Source organism: Pseudomonas sp. 22515 (assembly GCF_052044625.1).
Lineage (GTDB): Bacteria > Pseudomonadota > Gammaproteobacteria > Pseudomonadales > Pseudomonadaceae > Aquipseudomonas > Aquipseudomonas alloputida.
In genome coordinates, this window is the sequence record NZ_JBQENN010000041.1 from 18956 (window position 1) to 38014 (window position 19059).

Below are 19059 nucleotides of genomic sequence, written 5' to 3' on the forward strand. Positions count from 1 at the left end.
GCTATTCAGAATGATAATGATTGTCAAATGCGAAACTAAATTATTATTGGGTGTTTCTGTTCTAAGGGGGGCATACCTCAAGGTATGCCCCCAACCTTGACGCAGCGCAAAACCCTCACCCCCGCTAATTTCTGCCCCCGTCCATCCGTTCCCCTGTGTACATCCCCGGTCGCCGCTCGCTGCCCGCCCATGTTCGCGGCGTAGCCGGCACGCCCTAACAGACACTGGCAGGAACACCCCATGACGGACGCCTTCGAACTCCCGCTCTCGCTGGTCCAGGCCCTGGCGCAACGCGCCGCGCAGACCCCGGACAGGATTGCCCTGCGCTTTCTCGCCGACACCCCCGGCGAGCAGGCCGTGCTCAGCTACCGGGACCTCGACCAGCGTGCACGCACCATCGCCGCTGCCTTGCAGGCGCGCGCCAGCTTCGGTGACCGTGCCGTGTTGCTGTTCCCTAGCGGGCCAGATTACGTGGCGGCGTTTTTTGGCTGCCTGTATGCGGGCGTGATCGCGGTGCCGGCTTACCCGCCGGAGTCCGCGCGGCAGCATCACCAGGCGCGTTTGCTGTCGATCATCGCCGATGCCGAGCCGCGCCTGCTGCTGACCGTGGCGGCACTGCACGACAACCTGAACGGCCTGGAGGCAATGGCGGCAGATAACGCGCCCGAGCTGCTTGCCGTGGATGGCCTGGACCCGTTGCTGGCCTCGAGCTGGCACGCGCCCGAGCTCCAACGCGATGACATCGCCTTCCTGCAGTACACCTCCGGTTCCACCGCGCTGCCCAAGGGGGTGCAGGTCAGCCATGGCAACCTGGTGGCCAACGAGCAACTGATCCGCCAAGGCTTTGGCATCGACCTCAACCCCGACGATGTGATCGTCAGCTGGCTACCGCTGTACCATGACATGGGCCTGATCGGCGGCCTGCTGCAGCCAATCTTCAGTGGCGTGCCTTGCGTGCTGATGTCGCCGGGGTACTTCCTGGCCCGGCCATTGCGCTGGTTGCAGGCCATCAGCGAATACGGTGGCACCATCAGCGGTGGCCCCGACTTCGCTTATCGCCTGTGCAGCGAGCGGGTCAGCGAGGCTTCGCTGGCGGGGCTCGACCTGAGCCGCTGGCGCGTCGCCTATTCCGGCTCCGAGCCGATCCGCCAGGACAGCCTGGCCACCTTTGCCGACAAGTTCCAGGCCTGCGGCTTCGACCCACAGAGCTTCTTTGCCAGTTATGGCCTGGCCGAAGCCACCCTGTTCGTCAGCGGCAGCCGCCGTGGTCAGGGCATCGCTGCACTGGAGCTGGACGCCGAAGCCTTCGCTGGCAACCGTGCCGAGCCAGGCAAAGGCAGCGTGCTGATGAGCTGTGGCTACCCGCAGCCCGGGCATGCGGTACGCATCGTCGAACCACAACGCCTGCAAGTGCTGGATGACAACCAGGTTGGCGAGATCTGGGCCGGCGGCCCGAGCATCGCATTGGGTTACTGGCGCAACCCCGAAGCCAGCGCTCGAACATTCGTCGAAATGGACGGCCAGACCTGGCTGCGTACCGGCGACCTGGGTTTCATGCGTGAGGGCGAGGTGTTCGTTACCGGGCGCCTGAAAGACATGCTGATCGTGCGCGGACAGAACCTGTACCCACAGGACCTGGAAAAAACCCTCGAGCGCGAAGTTCAGGTGCTGCGCAAAGGCCGTGTGGCGGTGTTCGCCGTCGAGCACCAAGGCGAGGAGGGCATCGGTGTCGCGGTGGAGATCAGCCGCAACGTGCAAAAGGCACTCAAGCCCCAAGACCTGATCAAGACCCTGCGCCAGGTCATCGCCGACGCCTGCCGACAGGCCCCGGCCGTGGTCCTGCTGCTGAACCCCGGCGCGCTGCCGAAGACCTCCAGCGGCAAGTTGCAGCGCTCTGCCTGCCGCCTGCGCATGGACGATGGCAGCCTGGACTGCTATGCCCGTTTCCCTGAGGTGAGCGAAGCCGGTACCCGTGCAACCGCTGGCGATGAGCTACAAGCACGCATCGCCGCTGTGTGGCGCGACATCCTCAAGGTAGAGGCGGTGGCCGCGCACGACCACTTCCTGCTGCTGGGCGGTAACTCCATCGCCGCCACTCAGGCCACAGCGCGCCTGGCCGATGAGTTGGGTATCGACATGAGCCTGCGTACCCTGTTCGAGGCGCCGGTACTGGCCGACTACAGCAAGGCTGTGGCACAGATCATCGCCGATGGCGCTGCAGCCACAACGGCCATCACCACGCTGGCGCGCGCCCAGGCGTTGCCTCAGTCGCTGGCGCAAAGCCGCTTGTGGCTGCTGTGGCAGCTGGAACCGCAATCAGCGGCCTACAACATTCCTGCCGGCTTGCACCTGCGTGGCGAGCTGGATGTCAACGCTCTGCACGTGGCCTTCGAGGCACTGGTGGCGCGCCATGAATCGCTGCGTACCGTGTTCAGCGAAGAGAATGGCCAGGCGCTGCAGCGTATCCTGCCGCAGCAGCCGCTCAGCCTGCACCGTCTGGACCTTGAAGGGCACTCGCCCGATCAGGTTGCCGCGCAGCGTGAAACCGAGGCCCGCCAGCCGTTCGACCTCACCCAGGGGCCGCTGTTGCGGGTAACCCTGGTGCGCCTGGGCGACGAAGAGCATCAGCTGTGGGTGACCCTGCACCACATCGTTGCCGACGGCTGGTCGCTGAACATCCTGCTCGAAGAATTCGCCAAGCTGTATGCCGCTCGCTGCCAAGGCCTGGAGGCCAACCTGGCGCCGCTGCCGCTGGGTTACGCCGACTACGGCAGCTGGCAGCGGCAATGGCTGGCTGACGGTGAAGCCGAGCGCCAGTTGCAGTACTGGAAGGCACACCTTGGTGGTGAGCTGCCGGCGCTCGACCTGTGCACTGACCACCCGCGCGCCAGCCAGCGCGAACACAGCGCCGCGCGCTTCAGCCTCAAGGTGCCAGCCAGGCTTGGCGAAGCGCTCAAGGGCCTTGCCCACCAGCAGCAGGCCAGCCTGTTCATGGTCCTGCTGGCCGGTTGGCAGGCGCTGCTGCAGCGCTACAGTGGCCAGGCCGATATCCGCGTCGGCGTGCCCAACGCCAACCGCCCGCGCCTGGAAACCCAAGGCATGGTCGGTTTCTTCATCAATACGCAGGTGCTGCGCGCGCGATTCGATGGCCGTCACTCGTTTACCCAGTTGCTGACCCAGGTACGTCAGGCCACCTTGCAAGCCCAGGCTAATCAGGACCTGCCCTTCGAACAGCTTGTCGAAGCCCTGCCCGATGCGCGCGAGCAGGGCCTGTTCCAGGTCATGTTCAACCACCAGCAACGCGACCTGTCAGCCCTGCGGCGCCTGCCAGGGCTGTTGGCCGAAGAGCTGGCGTGGCACAGCCGCGAAGCCAAGTTCGACTTGCAGTTGCACAGTGAGGAGGACCATCTGGGCCGCCTGAGCCTGGCCTTCGACTATGCCGCGGAGCTGTTCGAAGCCAGCACCGTCGAACGTCTGGCCCATCACCTGCTGGCGTTGCTGGAACAGGTGTGTGCCGCGCCGCAGCAGGCGCTGGGCGACGTGCAACTGCTGGATGAGCCCGGCCGTGCGCAGCTGCTGGGTTGGGGCCAGGCACCGGCCGCCGCAGCGCGGCACCTGTTGGTCGAACAACTCAATGAGCAGGCACGCCTAACGCCGCAACGCACCGCCCTGGTTTGGGACGGGGGCAGCCTGGATTACGCCGGGCTGCACCAGCAAGCCAACCGCCTGGCCCACTACTTGCGCGACAAAGGCGTCGGCCCCGATACCTGTGTGGCCATTGCCATCGAGCGCTCACCGCAATTGCTGGTCGGCCTGCTAGCCATTCTCAAGGCTGGCGGTGCCTACGTGCCGCTGGATGTCGATTACCCTGCCGAACGCCTGGCCTACATGCTGGCCGACTGCGACGCCCGTTTGCTACTGAGCCACAGCAGCCTGCTGGGCAAGCTGCCGCAGGTCGACGGTGTCAGCGCCATTGCCCTCGACCAGTTGCACCTGGACAGCTGGCCCAGCCATGCCCCCGGCCTGCACCTGCACGGCGACAACCTGGCCTACGTTATCTATACCTCCGGCTCCACCGGGCAGCCCAAGGGCGTAGGCAATACCCATGCGGCGCTGGCCGAGCGCCTGCAGTGGATGCAGACGACCTATGCGCTGAATGACAGCGACGTGCTGATGCAGAAGGCGCCGATCAGTTTCGACGTCTCGGTGTGGGAATGCTTCTGGCCGTTGGTCACCGGCTGCAAGCTGGTGCTCGCCGGCCCCGGTGAACACCGCGACCCACAGCGTATCGCTGCCCTGGTGCAGGCTTATGGGGTGACTACGCTGCACTTTGTACCGCCGCTGTTGCAGGTGTTCGTCCAGGAGCCGCAGGCAGGTGCCTGCAGTAGCTTGCGCCGGGTGTTCTCGGGTGGTGAAGCGTTGTCCGCCGCGCTGCGTGACCGCGTGCTGCAGGTGCTGCCGCAGGTGCAGCTGCACAACCGGTACGGCCCGACCGAAACCGCCATCAACGTCACCCACTGGCACTGCCAGGTGGCGGACGGCGAGCGCTCGCCCATCGGCCGCCCGCTGGGCAATGTGCTGTGCCGCGTGCTGGACGATGAGCTGGAACTGAGCGCCCCCGGTGTGCCGGGCGAGCTGTACCTCGGTGGCGCGGGCCTGGCCCGTGGTTACCTGGGCCGCCCCGGCCTCACTGCCGAGCGCTTCGTACCGCAGGCCGACGGCAATGGTCAGCGTCTGTACCGCAGTGGCGATCGCGCCCGCTGGCAGGTTCAGCTGGAGGCACTGGAATACCTTGGCCGCCTCGACCAGCAGGTCAAGGTGCGTGGTTTCCGCGTCGAGCCCGAGGAAGTACAGGCCTGCCTGCTGGCACAGGGGGGTGTGGAACAGGCGCTGGTGCTGATACACAAGGACGCCGTTGGCGCGCAACTGGTCGGCTATTACAGTGGCAGCGCCCAGCCTGCCGAGGTGCTGGCCGTGCTGGCTGAGCAATTGCCAGCCTACATGGTGCCGGCGCAACTCATCCCCTTGGCACAGATGCCACTGGGCCCCAGCGGCAAGGTCGACCGCAAGGCACTGCCTGCCCCAGTGTGGCAGCAGCGTGAGCATGTCGAGCCACGAACCGAGCTGCAACAACAAGTCGCAGCCATCTGGCGCGACGTGTTGAATCTGCCACGCATTGGCCTGCAGGACGACTTCTTCGCCCTCGGTGGCCACTCGTTGCTGGCGACTCAGATCGTTTCGCGCACCCGCCAGGCCTGCGATGTCGAGCTGCCGCTCAAGGCCCTGTTCGAAGCCAGCGAGCTGGGCGCCTTCTGTGCCGAGATCGCCCGCCTGCGCGCGGCCGGCGAGCGCAATCTGCAAGGTGCAATCGCCCGTGTCGACCGCCGTCAGGCGGTGCCGCTGTCGTACTCGCAGCAGCGAATGTGGTTCCTCTGGCAGATGGAGCCGGACAGCCCGGCGTACAACGTCGGCGGCATGGCACGCCTGCGCGGCACCCTGCATGTGGACGCCTTCGAGCGTGCGCTGCAGGCGCTGGTCGTGCGCCACGAAACCTTGCGCACCACGTTCCCCAGCATCGACGGCGTGCCGTACCAGTGCGTGGCCGAAGACAGCGGCCTGCATCTGGACTGGCAAGACTTCAGCGCTTTGTCAGACGATGCCTGCCAGCAACGTTTGCAACAACTGGCCGACGACCAGGCGCACCAGCCCTTCGACCTGGAGCGGGGTCCGCTGCTGCGCGCCTGCCTGGTCAAGGCAAACGAGCGCGAGCACTTCTTCGTGCTGACGCTGCACCACATCGTCACCGAAGGCTGGGCCATGGACATCTTCGCCCGCGAGCTGGGCGAGCTGTACGAAGCCTTTGTCGATGACCGCGAATCGCCACTGGCGCCGCTGCCGGTGCAGTACCTGGACTACAGCGTGTGGCAACGGCAATGGCTGGAAAGCGGCGAGGGCGCTCGTCAACTGGCCTACTGGAAGCACCGCCTGGGCGACGAGCACCCGGTGCTGGCGTTGCCTGCCGACCGCCCGCGTCCGGCAGTCCAGAGCCACCGTGGCGCGCTGTACCGCTTCGAACTTGATCCGGCACTGGTGGACCGCGTGCATGCTTTCAATAGCCAGCGCGGCCTAACCCTGTTCATGACCATGACCGCCACCCTGGCCGCCTTGCTGCACCGTTACAGTGGCCAGCGCGACCTGCGTATCGGCGCGCCGGTGGCCAACCGCATCCGCCCGGAGAGCGAAGGCCTGATCGGTGCCTTCCTCAACACCCAGGTGCTGCGTTGCGAGCTGGACGGGCAGATGACCGCCAGTGAACTGCTGGAGCAGCTGCGTCAGGTTGCCATCGAAGGCCAGTCGCACCAGGACCTGCCGTTCGACCAACTGGTAGAGGCCCTGCAGCCACCGCGCAGCAGTGCCTACAACCCGTTGTTCCAGGTGATGTGCAACGTGCAGCGCTGGGCCTTCCAGCAAAGCCGCACGCTGGCCGGCATGCAGGTGGACTACCTGGTCAACGATGCCAGCGCCACCAAGTTCGACCTGTACCTGGAGGTGACCGACCTGGACGGCCGGCTGGGCTGCTGCCTGACCTACAGCCGTGACCTGTTCGACGCGCCGCGCATCGCGCGCATGGCCGAGCACTGGCAACAACTGCTGGTCGGTTTGCTCGACAACCCGCACCACCGCCTGTGCGAACTGCCGATGCTGAGCAGTGCCGAGCAACAAGTGCTTACGGGCCAATTGCAGGGCGAACACGATTTCGACCTTGGCCAGACCCTCCACGGTCTGTTCGCCGCCCAGGCCGCGCGCACGCCACAGGCGGGCGCGTTGACCTTCGCCGGCCAGCACTTGACCTACGCCGAGCTCGACCAGCAGGCCAACCGCCTGGCGCGTGCCCTGCGCGAACGAGGTGTCGGCCCGCAGGTGCGGGTGGGCCTGGCGCTGGAGCGCTCGCTGGAAATGGTCGTCGGCCTGCTGGCCATCCTCAAGGCCGGCGGCGCCTATGTACCGCTCGACCCCGAGTACCCGCTCGACCGCCTGCGCTACATGATCGAAGACAGCCGCATCGGCTTGCTGCTCAGCCAGCGTGCGCTACTGCACACCCTGGGCGAGTTGCCTGAAGGCGTGGCCAGCTGGAGCCTGGAAGACGATGCCGCCAGCCTGGCGGCCTACAGCGATGCGCCGCTGGACAACCTCAGCCTGCCGCAGCACCAGGCTTACCTGATCTACACCTCAGGCTCTACCGGCAAACCCAAGGGCGTGGTAGTCAGCCATGGCGAGTTCGCCATGCACTGCCAGGCGGTGATCGCTGCATTCGGCATGCGCAGCGATGACTGCGAGCTGCACTTCTATTCCATCAACTTCGACGCTGCCAGCGAGCGCCTGTGGGTGCCGCTGTTGTGTGGTGCGCGCGTGGTATTGCGCGCCCAGGGGCAGTGGGGCGCCGAGGACATCTGCCAGTTGGTGCGCGAGCAGCAGGTGAGCATTCTGGGCTTTACTCCCAGCTACGGCAGCCAGCTGGCGCAGTACCTGGGCGGGCGGGGCGAACAATTGCCGGTACGCCTGGTGATTACCGGGGGCGAGGCGCTGACCGGCGAGCACCTGCAGCGTATCCGCCAGGCCTTTGCGCCGCAGCAGTGCTTCAATGCCTACGGCCCGACCGAAACCGTGGTCATGCCGCTGGCGTGCCTGGCCCCAGAGGCCTTGCCAGCAGACCTTGGCAGCGTACCGATCGGCCGCGTCATCGGTAGCCGTACGGCCTACATCCTCGACGAGGATCTGGCCTTGTTGCCGCAAGGCGGTATTGGCGAACTGTACGTCGGCGGTGCCGGCCTGGCCCAGGGTTACCACGACCGGCCAGGCCTCACTGCCGAGCGCTTTGTCGCCGACCCGTTCAGTGCCGAAGGCGGGCGCCTGTACCGTACCGGCGACCTGGTACGCCTGGGTATCGATGGCCTGGTGGAGTATGTCGGCCGTGCCGACCAGCAGGTGAAGATCCGCGGCTTCCGCATCGAACTGGGCGAAATCGAGAGCCGCCTGCAAGCGCACGAGGCTGTCGACGAGGCCGTCGTGCTGGCGCTGGACTTGCCGGGCGGCAAGCAACTGGTGGGCTATCTGGTGTGCAGGCAGGCCACCGCCGGTAACGACGTGCAACAACTGCTGCGCGAAGCGGTGAAAGCCGATGCCCGCCAGCACCTGCCCGACTACATGGTGCCTGCGCACCTGGTGCTGATCGATAGCCTGCCGCTGATGGGCAACGGCAAGCTCGACCGCCGTGCGCTGCCGCTGCCGGACCTTGAGCAGACGAGGCAGCAATACCAGGCCCCTGGCAATGAGGTGGAAGCACAGTTGGCGCAGATCTGGCGCGAGGTGCTCAACGTTGCCCGGGTCGGCGTGCAGGACAACTTCTTCGAGCTGGGGGGCGACTCGATCCTGTCGATTCAGGTGGTCAGCCGCGCCCGGCAGGCCGGCTTGCAATTCACCCCACGCGACCTGTTCCAGCATCAGACCATCCAGACTCTGGCAACTGTGGTTCAGCTCAGCGAAGCCGCGAGCACCGTCGAGCAGGGCCTGCGCCAGGGCCAGGCCGGGCTGACGCCGATCCAGCACTGGTTCTTCGACAGTGACGTGCCACAGCCGCAACACTGGAACCAGGCCGTGCTGCTGGAGGTGCGCCAACCCTTGGTTGAGGCCACCCTTGAACAGGCATTGGCTGCGCTGGTGCAGCACCATGACAGCCTGCGCCTGCGCTTCAGCGACGCCCAGGGCCGCTGGCAGGCGCAGTACGCGCAGCCTGGCGCCGAGCAACTGCTGTGGAGCGCCACTGTCGCCGATTTCAATGATTGTCAGGCACTCTACACTGACGTGCAGCGCAGCCTGGACCTGCAACAGGGGCCGCTGCTGCGCGCCTTGCTGGTGCGTGACGGGCAGGGCACCCAGCGGTTGTTGCTGGCGATCCATCACCTGGTGGTCGATGGTGTGTCCTGGCGGGTGCTGCTGGAAGACCTGCAGGCGCTGTACCGTGGCCAGCCTCTGCCGGCCAAGACCCACGCCGTCGGCGACTGGGCCGCGCGCCTGGCCAGCTACGCCGGCAGCGATTCGCTGCGTGACGAACTGGCCTGGTGGCAAGGCCAGCTGGGCGGTGTGCGTCGCGAATTGCCGTGCGACCATCCGCAGGGCGGCAATTTGCATCGCCACGCTCAAACCCTGGCCATCGGCCTGGACGTGGAGCAAACCCGGCAGCTGTTGCAACTGGCCCCGGCGGCTTACCACACCCAGGTCAACGACCTGCTGTTGACTGCACTGGCGCGGGCCTTGTGCCGCTGGAGCGGCGATGAAGAAGTGCTGGTGCAGCTCGAAGGCCATGGCCGTGACGGGTTGTTCGAAGATATGGACCTGACCCGCAGCGTCGGCTGGTTCACCAATGCCTACCCACTGAGCCTGCGTCCGCTGCCAGGTGAAGACGACGCGGCGCGGGCCGGTTCGATCAAGCGCATCAAGGAACAACTGCGCCATGTACCGCACAAGGGCCTGGGCTACGGCGTACTGCGCTACCTGGCGGATGCCGCCGGGCGCGAGCAGATGGCGGCCTTGCCGCAGGCGCGCATCACCTTCAACTACCTGGGCCAGTTCGACCAGCAGTTCGACAGTGCGGCCTTGTTCCAGCCCCTGGAAGCCCCGGCCGGGTTGGCACATGACCTCGATGCGCCGTTGCCCAACTGGTTGAGCGTCGATGGCCAGGTGTATGGCGGTGCTCTGCAACTGCGCTGGACCTTCAGCGCCGAGCGCTACGACCAGCAGACCATCGCGGGTCTGGCTGAGGGCTATCGTCAGGAGCTGCTGGCGCTGGTCGCGCATTGCCTGGCCGATGGCAATGGCAGCTTCACCCCATCGGACTTCCCGCTGGCGCACCTGACTCAGGAGCAGATCGACGCATTGCCGGTCCCGGCCGCGCAGATCGAGGACGTTTACCCGCTGACGCCGATGCAGGAAGGCATGCTGCTGCACACCCTGCTGGAGCCGGGCACTGGCCTGTACTACATGCAGGACCGCTACCGCATCAACAGCGCCCTCGACCCCGAGCGTTTCGCCCAGGCCTGGCAGGCCGTGGTGGCGCGCCACGAAGCGTTGCGCGCCTCGTTCAGCTGGAACAGCGGCGAGGCGATGCTGCAGATCATCCACAAGCCGGGCAACCTGGCGATGGACTACCAGGACTGGCGCGGCCTGGCCGACGATGCCCAGGAGCAGCGCCTGCAGGCCCTGCACAAGCAGGAGCGCGAGGCCGGCTTTGCCTTGCTCAGCGAGGCACCGTTCCACCTGCGCCTGGTGCGCGTGGCCGATGAACGCTACTGGTTCATGATGAGCAACCACCACATCCTTATCGATGCCTGGTGCCGCTCGCTGTTGATGAACGATTTCTTCGAGGTCTACCAGGCCCTTGGCGAAGGCCGTCAGGCCCAACTGCCGGTGCCACCGCGTTACCGCGATTACATCGGTTGGCTGCAACGCCAGGGTCTGGACGACGCACGCGCCTGGTGGCAGGCCAACCTGGCCGGCTTCGAACGTGCCACAGCCATCCCGAGCGACCGTCCGCTGCGCCATGACCACGCCGGTAGCGGCATGGTCGTCGGCGATTGTTATACCCGCCTTGAGGTGAATGATGGCGTGCGTCTGCGCGAACTGGCCCAGGCCCATCAGCTCACCGTCAACACTTTCGCCCAGGCGGCCTGGGCCCTGGTGCTGTCGCGCTACAGCGGCGACCGCGACGTGGCCTTTGGCGTAACCGTGGCCGGGCGCCCGGTGAGCATGCCGCAGATGCAGCGCACCGTCGGCCTGTTCATCAACAGCGTGGCCCTGCGCGTGCAGTTGCCCGCGGCGGGTGAGCGTTGCAGCGTACGCCAGTGGCTGCAGGGCCTGCTGCAAAGCAACATGGAACTGCGCGAGTACGAATACTTGCCGCTGGTGGCGATCCAGGCGTGCAGCGAGCTGCCCAAGGGCCAGCCGCTGTTCGACAGCCTGTTCGTGTTCGAGAATGCGCCGGTTGAAACCGCCGTGCTCGATCACGCCCAGCACCTGAACGCCAGCTCCGACTCGGGCCGTACCCACACCAACTTCCCGCTGACGGCGGTGTGTTACCCGGGTGATGACCTGGGCCTGCACCTGTCTTTCGACCAGCGCTACTTCGACTACCCGACCGTCGAGCGCCTGCTGGCCGAGTTCAAGCGCCTGCTGCTGGCGCTGGTACAAGGTTTTGAAGGGGAGGTGAGCGAGCTACCGCTGCTGAGCGCCCAGGAGCAAGGCTTCCTGCTGGAGGACTGCAACCGGACCGAGCGGGTTTATCCGCTGGAACAAAGCTACATCGCGCAGTTCGAAGCGCAGGTCGTGGCGCATCCACAGCGTACCGTGGCCCGCTGCCTGGAGGCATCCTATGATTACGCTGGGCTGAACCTGGCGGCCAACCGCCTGGGCCATGCGCTGGTGGCTGCCGGCGTCTGCGTGGACCAGCCAGTGGCACTGCTTGCCGAGCGTGGGTTGCCGCTGCTGGGCATGATTGTCGGCAGCTTCAAGGCCGGCGCCGGCTACCTGCCGCTGGACCCGGGCCTGCCGGCGGCGCGCCTGCAAAGCATCATCCAGCTCAGCCGCACGCCAGTGTTGGTGTGCAGCGCGGCCTGCGCCGAGCAGGGGCGGCAGTTGCTCGGTGAGTTGGAAACTGCGCTGCGGCCGCGACTGCTGGTCTGGGAAGACATCCAGGCCAACCCGATCGCAAGCCACAACCCGGGTATCCACAGTGGCCCGGACAACCTCGCCTACGTGATCTACACCTCAGGCTCGACCGGCCTGCCGAAAGGGGTGATGGTCGAGCAGCGCGGCATGCTCAACAACCAACTGAGCAAGGTGCCTTACCTGGCGCTGAGCGAGCAGGACGTGATTGCCCAGACCGCTTCGCAAAGCTTCGACATCTCGGTCTGGCAGTTCCTGGCTGCGCCGCTGTTCGGCGCCAAGGTAGAGATCGTGCCGAATGCCATCGCCCATGACCCGCAGGGCCTGCTGGCGCACGTGCAGGCCACCGGCATCACCGTGCTGGAGAGCGTGCCGTCGCTGATCCAGGGCATGCTGGCCAGCGACCACCAGGCCCTCGACGGCCTGCGCTGGATGCTGCCGACCGGCGAGGCCATGCCACCGGAGCTGGCGGCGCAGTGGCTGCAGCGCTACCCGCAGATCGGCCTGGTCAATGCCTATGGCCCGGCGGAGTGCTCGGATGACGTGGCGTTCTTCCGCGTCGATGCCGCCTCGACCCAAGGCAGCTACCTGCCCATCGGTACGCCAACCGACAACAACCGCCTATACCTGTTCGGCGAGGACCAGAAGCTGGTGCCGCTGGGGGCGGTGGGCGAGTTGTGCGTGGCGGGTGCGGGTGTAGGCCGTGGCTACGTCGGTGACCCGGTGCGCACGGCACTGGCGTTCATTCCTCACCCTTACGGGGCACCGGGAGAGCGCCTGTACCGTACCGGTGACCTCGCACGGCAGCGCCTGGACGGTGTGCTGGAGTACGTCGGGCGCATCGACCACCAGGTGAAGATTCGCGGCTATCGCATCGAACTGGGCGAAATCGAGGCCCGGCTGCATGAGCAGGCGGAAATTCGCGATGCCGCCGTGGCGGTGCAGGAGGGCGTGAACGGCAAGCATCTGGTTGGCTACCTGGTGGCGCACCAGGGCGTCAGTGCCGATGCCGCGTTGCTGGAGCAGGTCAAGCAACGACTGCGTGCCGAGTTGCCGGAGTACATGGTGCCCTTGCACTGGGGCTGGTTCGACAGCTTGCCGCACAACACCAACGGCAAGCTCGACCGCAAGGCCCTGCCAGCCATCGACATCGGCGTGCAGCATAGCCAGGCCTATCAGGCGCCACGTAACGACCTGGAGGACGTGTTGGCGGGCATCTGGGCCGATGTGCTCAAAGCCGAGCGGGTGGGGGTGCACGACAACTTCTTCGAGCTGGGCGGGCATTCGCTGCTGGCCACGCAGATCGCTTCGCGGGTGCAGAAGCAGCTACAGCTGAACGTGCCGCTGCGGGCGATGTTCGAGTGCAGCACGGTGGAGGCGTTGGCCGAGTATGTACAGGGGCTGCAGGGCAGTGCGCTGGATGATGACAAGGTCGACCGGCTCAGTGACCTGATGGCTGAACTGGAGGGGCTGTGATGGGCAGGGGCGCTTGGCGCCCCCTCTCAATGGCCACGGTACCTAGACCGAAGCATTGATAAAGGCTTCATCCAGCGATTTGGCATGGTGGCGTTCCATGAACTGTCCACCACTGTCAAACGCTTCCAGTCGCTTGTTTGCGAGCATATAAAAGCGCTGGCAGTTTTTCGTGATTTCCTCTGTGTAATGAGAAGCTATCAGCACGCTCGCGCCTTCCGCGCACGCGCTTTTTATACCGAGCCATATATAATGTCGAAATTCAGGGTCCACGCCAGCCGTTGGCTCGTCAAGAATGATCAAGTCACTGTTTAAAAGCAACAAGGTCAGCGTGAAGTAGCTGCGAATTTCACCGTAGCTGCAATTGGCGGCTTTTTTCTTTGCAATTTCTGCATATCGCTTGGACAGTGACGGGGACCATTTGGCTAGTTTCGAGAGAATCTCTGTGTGATCTGGGGAAACGTTGGGGGTCAGGCTGGTGATTAGCTTGCCCGCTTCGTCCATGCGCAGTAAGGGGGGCGGTGTAAGGATTTGGGTCAAATAGGCCTGACGCCTGGATACATTGGAAATGGTGCCTTTCGCCGGTTTCTTTGTTTTACAGATGAGGTCGAAAAGGGTTGTCTTTCCGGCCCCGTTGTTGCCCAGAATGCCAACCAGTTCCCCCGCTTTTATAGTGAGTTCAATGTCGTTCAGCAGCGGGTTTCCGCTGTATCCGAAGTGAAGGTTATTTATAGTTAAAATGTCCATCAGTATCGGCTCCATATGGGTTGGATTCTGAAATACCTTCCGGTTAGGTATGTCGAGGCTGCAGAGGCCGAAAGTGCAATCAGGAAACTGTTGAGAAGGGGCATTTCGCCATGGAAGATCTGCGCGCTTAGAAAGAGCGGGTTGATCAGCGTTAGCGTATGCGAAGCATCGTGCCCCAGCGTGGCACCGGTGTATCCGGAGACCAGCATGAAAAATGACATGAGTGAGAAAAGTGTGCTGGCTGTGCTGAATTTTATCGGCAGCGCAGCGATCCCCAGGCCGATACAGGTGAACATGAGGTAGCTGGTGTAGAAGCATGCCATCAGATAGAGGTATTCAGGAAGTGAGTAGTGACCTCGTAAGGGTTTGGTCAAGAGGTAGAATAGTGTGGCGTAAAGCGAGCTCAATAAAAAATAACTGAGTGTGTGGGCAGTCAGGAATAGCTTGATTGCGCTGTGTTGGTAGATGAAGGACCGCGTGAAGCCACTTTCCCTCCTGCCGATGAGGTAGAAACTGAATCCAAAGAACGCGAGGGTGGCAGAGATGTATGAGTAGAACCAGGCGGCTGAAGCGGTATAGGTCGAGGCTGCATACGTTGGCTGGGTGATGACGAAGAGTATGCAAGGGGCCAGCGCTGACCAAAGAAGCGATGTGGGCTCCCTCAAGTGCTCAGTGGTCAAGATTTTTGTGATTGTCGTGATTTTTTTTGCGCTACGGATACAGTGGTTTGGATTCATGAGTAGACCATTTTGGTGTCATGGTTGCGTGTTATTTGATTTCGCAGTGAGTGTCGAAGCCAATGCCATGAGGCTAATGCCATATTGATTTTTCATGAGTGTCTCCTGGTTTTTGGCGTGGTCTGAAATGTATGGGTATGGAGGTTTAGGCGTTCGGCTGTTTCAAGTCAATCTTTCGGTGGGGATGGCGTGGTTGGACGTGATATTGGAGTGTTCGGTTTAAAGCTATTTTTGTGGGAAAATTCTTCAGAAGGGTCTTACTTAAACCTGATAATGTTTTTTGGGGCTTATTTTTTCTTCTAATTGTGTAAGAAGTTTCTGTTTTTGATGCTCGAACGCTCTGTTGTGAGCGCCCGAGTGTTCTTTGTTGTGCGTGTGTGTGGGATTTGAGTAAGGGAAGCAAGCAGACGATGTTTAACGACAGGGGGTGCCGAATAATTGTTGCTAGATTTGTTGAGTGGCAGATTGAAATCTGCGCGGGGTAGATTTGCCGGGCCGGGAGATTTACTGCTTGCGAAAGAACGGCCTGCGTCCAATCACCAATGTGTCTCCACCCCCGATCAGCGTAGGAGCGGGTTTACCCGCGAATACAGTGGCGGCGGCAACGGTGAACGGCTGGTGGAAATTGGCCAGCAGGTCCGGCCCTTTCNCCCGACCGCGCAGGCCTTGCGATCACGTGCCTGGCGTACAATCCAGCCGTTAGCGCGAGCCCCGTAGGAGCGGGTTCACCCGCGAACACCGGCGTAGCCGGTGCCATGCCCCGCGTCACCTGCTTCGCGGCGCTCGATCTTTGCCCCACCACATGCACTAGCGCTTGCCCAGAATCTTCCCAAGCATCTCCGGCCGTGGTGCCCCTTGCTGGCTTTGCAGGTTGCCTTGCTCATCCTGGTAGAAAATGGCCGGGGTCGCCTGCAACCCCATCTCTTCCATCAACGCCATGTTCGCCGCCAGCTTCTGTTGCACAGCCTCTGGCACCTGTTCCAGCGCCTTCAGGGTACTGGCCTTGCCGGCCTTTTCATGCTGTTGCAGTGCCTTGACCGGGTCTTTCGCTGCCAGCAGTGCCGCCGATTTGCCCGGGCTGTCTTCGCGGATGATGCCGACCATGATATGGCGTAACTGCACCTTGCCCGACTCCACCCATGGCCGCGCCTGTTCCCAGAACATGTTGCAGTAGGGGCAGTTCGGGTCGCTGAACAGGTACACCTTGCGCGGCGCGTCGGCCTTGCCATCGGCGATCCACGCGGTCTTTTCCATTTTCGCCCAGATTTCCTTGCTCATCGGCGCGTATACCAGCTTTTGCAGCGGCTCGGCGCTCAGGTCCTTGCCCTGTTCGTCGAACAGGCTGCCGACCAGCACGTGCTTGCCGTCGGCGGTCAGGTACAGGGCCAGGGCGTTGTTCTGGTACTCGGCGGCATAACCGCGCAGGCCGTTGGGCGCATCGAAGCTGCCCTTGATCACGGCGCCCTTGGCTTGCAGTTGCTGAACCGCCTTGGGCAGTTCTTCGGCTTGCAGGGCAGGGGCGGCCAGCAGGGCCAGGGACAGGGGCAGCAGTGCAGTCAATCGCATGTCAGTTTCCTTGTGCGGCAGGGGCGGGCGCAATGGCCCGGTCGAAAGGTTCCAGGGCGTGGCGCAGGCTGGCCCGGGACAGTTCGCCCAGGTGGCTGCCGACCAGCCGCCCGTTGGCGTCGTAGAACAGAGTGGTGGGCAAGGCCATGGAGCCGACACGCTGGGCCAGCAGGCCGGTGCCGTCGAACAGCACGTGGGTCAGGCTCAGGCCGGTGGTGGCGAGGAAGGTGCTGACGTTTTCCGGGGTCTCGCCCTGGTTGACGAACAGGAAGGTCACGTGCGGGTAATCGCTTTGTGCCTGTTGCAGCACTGGCATCTCACGCCGACACGGCGGGCACCAGGTGGCCCAGATGTTGATGACCAGCGGCTTGCCGCGGTAGCTGTGCAATGCCACGGCCTGGCCGCCGGCGTTGCGCAGGCTCAGTTCGGGCAGCTCGGTGCCTTTGCTGTACAGGTGGCCGCCGAGGCTGGCCAGGCCCCAGAACAGCGCGCCGCTGAACAGAGCCCAGCCTAGCGGGCGGCGCAGGCCGGGGTGGCGCCAGCCCTGCCACAGGGCTCCGAGCACGATGCCGGCAAGGCCCGACCAGAACAGGAAGCCGCCGTCACGGATGTCGATGATTTGCAGCGGGTCGTCCTCATACATCGGCCAGTAGGCCAGCACGAAGCCGGCGCGGGCACACAGCAGGCCGATCAGGAACAGGTTGAACAGCGCCGATTCCGGGCTCTCGCCGCCACGTCGGGCGACCCACCAGCCGACCACGCTGGCGATCACCAGGGCGGTGAGCATCAGCAGATGGTTGAGGGCCATGGTCAGTGGCCCGAGTGTTACGGTCAGCATCAGCCTTGGCTCCTGGTCTGGCCCCAGTGTTGCTGGAACGCTGCTGCGTCCACCTCACCGGTGATGCGCCGCGCGCGGCGTTCTTCACCTTCCGGGCCGATCCAGATGATGCTGGGCGGGCCGGGTACCTGGTAGCGCTGCAGCAGGGCCTTGCTGGCCGGGCTGTCGGCTGTCACGTCCAGGCGCAGCAGGTGTACGCCGGCCAGGCCAGCCTGTACGTCGCTGCGTGCGAACACCTGTTTTTCCATGACTTTGCACGACACGCACCAGTCGGCATAGTAGTCGAGCATCACCCACTGGCCGCGGGCTTTGGCGGCGTCCAGTTCACGTTGCAGGTCTTCGGGGCGGCTGACAGCGACGAAGCTGTCCTCGGTATGCTGGCTCTGGGCTGGCGCGGCGGCACCGCCGGCGAAGGGGCGTAGTGGCTGCCAGAGGTCGTCGCCACCGGCTGCCGCGCCTACCAGCAGCAGGCCGCCCCACAGCGCGCCGAGCAACGGTACTGCACGCAACGCCGGCAGCCGTTGCAGGGCCGGCCAGGCAGCCCAGGCCAGGGCGATCAGCCAGGCGCCGCTCAGTGCCAGCAGCAAGGTCGCAGGCAGCAGGCTGCGCACGGTGTACAGCGCCATGGCCAGGAACACGAAACCGAACACACCCTTGACCCGGTTCATCCACGCACCCGGGCGCGGCAGATAACGGTTGCCCAGGGTTACCAGCAACAGCAGCGGCACGCCCATGCCCAGGCCGAGGCTGAACAGCACCAGCGCGCCTTGCAGCACGTCGCCGCTCTGCGCGATGTACAGCAGCGCACCGGCCAACGGCGCAGTCATGCACGGGCCGAGTAACAGGCCGGACAACGCCCCGAGCAATGCCGCGCCATAAAGGTTGCCGCCACGGGTACCTTGCCCGGCGCGGTCCAGGCGGTCGCGCAGGGCGGCAGGCAGTTGCAGTTCGAAGGCACCGAACATCGGCAGTGCCAGCAGCACGAACAGCCCCGCCAGGCTGCCCAGCAGCCAGGGTTGCTGCAGCCAGGCCTGCAGGCTGGCACCCAGCAGGGCAGCAACCACCCCGAGCCCGGCGTACACCAGGGCCATGCTCAGCACATAGACCCCGGCCAGCAGCCAGCCACGGCGGGCGCTGGCGCCATTGCCCAGCACCAGCCCGGCCAGGATCGGCAGCATCGGCAGCGAGCAGGGGGTAAACGCCAGCAGCAGGCCAAGGCCGAAGAACGCCAGCAGGCTCCAGGCCAGGTGGCCTTGTTGCAGGCCGCTGGCCAGGGCCTGGTCGCTGGCTTGCTCGGCGGCCGGCGTTACGCTGCCACCCAAGTCGATCGAGGTGGTTTGCGGCGGGTAGCACAGGCCGGCGTCGGCGCAGCCCTGCCAGCCTAGGCGCAACTGACCCTGGGCGTTGGCAGGCAATAGCAGTTCAAGCTGGTCGCGGTACACCGCGCTGTCGCCGAAGAACTCGTCGTGATGGTTGAGTGCCGGTGGCAGTTGCGGGTGTTGCTCGGTGGGCAGGCCATCGAACTTCAGGCGCTTCTGGTACAGGTAGTAGCCCGGCTTGATCTGGAAGTACAGGCGCATCTGGCCGTCGGCCTGGCGGTCGTGGGTGAGCACGAAGGCTTGGTCAACCGGCAGGAAGTCTGGTTTCACATCGAACGGGTTGGCTTGCAACGGGCCGGCCAGTAGGAGTGTGAGGAAGAGCAGGAGAACGCGCATGTCTTCGCCTTGGCAGATCTGGGAATGGGGCCATGCTGGCTGGGGTTGATTAAATGAAGGTTAACGCGGGTGTTGGGGTTGGGGTGGTCAGGGAGTAGTAAGAGTTTGGTTCTGGATTTGCAGGGTCTTCGTTGTTGGATTTTCGAGGGGGCGGCGTTGGAATTTTGAGGTGTTTGCCGGGAGATTTTCAGCGCCTGTGAGATCGAGCGCCGCCCGCGCGGCGCTTCGCGGGTAAACCCGCTCCTACGTTTGTTTCGGGCCAATT

At 64.3% G+C, this 19059-nt stretch carries 6 protein-coding genes; 1 reads left to right on the forward strand and 5 read right to left on the reverse strand.

All coding sequences use genetic code 11. The features are described from left to right. The first annotated feature begins 240 nt into the window (after positions 1 to 240). Positions 241 to 13194: a non-ribosomal peptide synthetase gene (locus ACTJJN_RS25585; protein ID WP_440781727.1), complete on the forward strand. Its 12954-nt coding sequence runs from the start codon at positions 241 to 243 to the stop codon at positions 13192 to 13194. A gap of 42 nt (positions 13195 to 13236) precedes the next feature. Here the strand turns inward: ACTJJN_RS25585 and ACTJJN_RS25590 are convergent, their stop codons facing one another. The 5 genes from ACTJJN_RS25590 to dsbD all read right to left on the reverse strand — a co-directional run bounded on the left by ACTJJN_RS25590 (position 13237) and on the right by dsbD (position 18794). Further along, complete coding sequence (locus tag ACTJJN_RS25590; RefSeq protein WP_221101063.1) at positions 13237 to 13938, reverse strand: ATP-binding cassette domain-containing protein; 702 nt, start codon at positions 13936 to 13938, stop codon at positions 13237 to 13239. Further along, on the reverse strand, positions 13938 to 14675 hold the full coding sequence (locus tag ACTJJN_RS25595) for a hypothetical protein (RefSeq protein ID WP_440781728.1): 738 nt from the start codon (positions 14673 to 14675) through the stop codon (positions 13938 to 13940). The genes ACTJJN_RS25590 and ACTJJN_RS25595 overlap by 1 nt, the downstream gene beginning before the upstream one ends. An 807-nt stretch (positions 14676 to 15482) precedes the next feature. Continuing rightward, positions 15483 to 16241, reverse strand: a complete 759-nt coding sequence (dsbG, locus tag ACTJJN_RS25600; RefSeq protein WP_012051702.1) for a thiol:disulfide interchange protein DsbG — start codon at positions 16239 to 16241, stop codon at positions 15483 to 15485. Between the two features lies 1 nt (position 16242). Continuing rightward, positions 16243 to 17079 carry a TlpA disulfide reductase family protein gene (locus ACTJJN_RS25605; protein ID WP_014755855.1) on the reverse strand — a complete coding sequence of 279 codons (837 nt, stop codon included), beginning with the start codon at positions 17077 to 17079 and terminating at the stop codon, positions 16243 to 16245. Next, on the reverse strand, positions 17079 to 18794 hold the full coding sequence (gene dsbD / locus ACTJJN_RS25610; protein WP_440781729.1) for a protein-disulfide reductase DsbD: 1716 nt from the start codon (positions 18792 to 18794) through the stop codon (positions 17079 to 17081). The genes ACTJJN_RS25605 and dsbD overlap by 1 nt, the downstream gene beginning before the upstream one ends. Positions 18795 to 19059 lie beyond the last annotated feature (265 nt).